This is a genomic window from Rhodoferax ferrireducens (assembly GCF_003347515.1).
Lineage (GTDB): Bacteria > Pseudomonadota > Gammaproteobacteria > Burkholderiales > Burkholderiaceae_C > Rhodoferax.
Genome location: NZ_QEII01000247.1, coordinates 1 through 1,294, shown reverse-complemented (window position 1 = coordinate 1,294; position 1,294 = coordinate 1). Strand labels below are relative to the sequence as shown.

Here is a 1,294-nt window from a genome sequence, read left to right as displayed (position 1 = left end):
GAGCTACCCACCAGCGAGCCGGCGACGATCAGCATGGCGTTGTTCAGGCTGAAGCCAATGCCGGCGGCGGCCCAGCCGGAGTAGCTGTTGAGCATGGACACCACCACCGGCATGTCGGCGCCGCCGATCGGGATGATGATCAGCACGCCCATGACGAAGGCCAGCAAGGTGGCCACGGCAAAGTAGACCGGCTCGCCGGTGAAGGTGAACAGCAGCACCGCGGCCAGCATGACCAGGCCCAGCACCAGGTTGATCTGGTGCTGGCCGGCGAACTGCACCGGTGCGCCCTGAAACAGGCGGAACTTGTATTTTCCGGACAGTTTGCCAAAGGCAATCACCGAGCCGCTGAAGGTGATGGCGCCAATCGCCGCGCCCAGCGCCAACTCGAGCCGGTTGCCGGCCGGAATCGCCTCCCCCTTGGCGACGATGCCAAAGGCCCAGGGCTCCACCACGGCGGCGATGGCGATGAACACCGCAGCCAGGCCAATCATGCTGTGGAAGAAGGCCACCAGCTCGGGCATTTGCGTCATCTCCACGGTCTTGGCGCGGTAGGCGCCGTAGCCGCCACCGAGCACCAGGCCGAGCAGCACCCAGGCCATGCCGGCCAGGTGCCCGTCGGCCAGCTTGAAGATCAGCGCGGCGGTGGTGACGATGGCCACCGCCATGCCAACCATGCCAAACAGGTTGCCGCGGATCGAGGTGGTGGGGTGGCTCAGGCCCTTGAGCGCCTGGATAAAACAGACGCTGGCGAACAGGTACAGCAGGGTAACCAGATTCAAACTCATTGGGCACCTTCCTTGACAGCCACTTTTTTGTCCTTTTTCTTGAACATCTCCAGCATGCGCCGGGTCACCATGAAGCCGCCGAACACATTGACGGCGGCCAAGGCCACCGCCAGCACGCCCATGCTCTTGCCCAGGGTGGTCTCGGTCAGCGCGGCGGCCAGCATGGCGCCGACGATGACGATGGCCGAGATGGCGTTGGTCACGGCCATCAGCGGCGTGTGCAGGGCCGGCGTGACGGTCCAGACGACGTGGTAACCCACGTAGATGGCCAGCACGAAGATGATCAGGTTGGTGATCGTCGGGGACAGAATATCCATGGTTGCTTTTCTCCGGTTGAGGACAGGGCTGGCCGCTGCGCGGCTGCGGCCTGTCCCGCAAGGTTGTTACTTTCGCTTGACTTCGCCGCCCTGGGTCATCAGGCAGGCGGCGACGATGTCGTCGTTCAGGTCGATGTTCAAGCTGCCTTCCTTGGTGAGGATCAGCTTGAGGAAGTCGAGCACGTTGCGCGC

2 protein-coding genes and 1 pseudogene are annotated in these 1,294 nt (G+C 63.8%); all 3 read right to left on the bottom strand.

Annotation, left to right across the window (positions count from 1 at the left end; all coding sequences use genetic code 11):
- On the bottom strand, positions 1-785 hold a 785-nt coding region (locus tag C5P05_RS08300), incomplete at its 3' end, for an NAD(P)(+) transhydrogenase (Re/Si-specific) subunit beta (protein ID WP_198674669.1).
- Entirely contained in the window at positions 782-1,102 is a 321-nt protein-coding gene (locus C5P05_RS08295) for an NAD(P) transhydrogenase subunit alpha (protein ID WP_114969385.1), read from the bottom strand. The genes C5P05_RS08295 and C5P05_RS08300, both read right to left, overlap by 4 nt.
- Positions 1,103-1,168: 66 nt before the next feature.
- Positions 1,169-1,294 (bottom strand): annotated as a pseudogene (locus tag C5P05_RS08290) (NAD(P)(+) transhydrogenase (Re/Si-specific) subunit alpha); the annotation flags it as partial.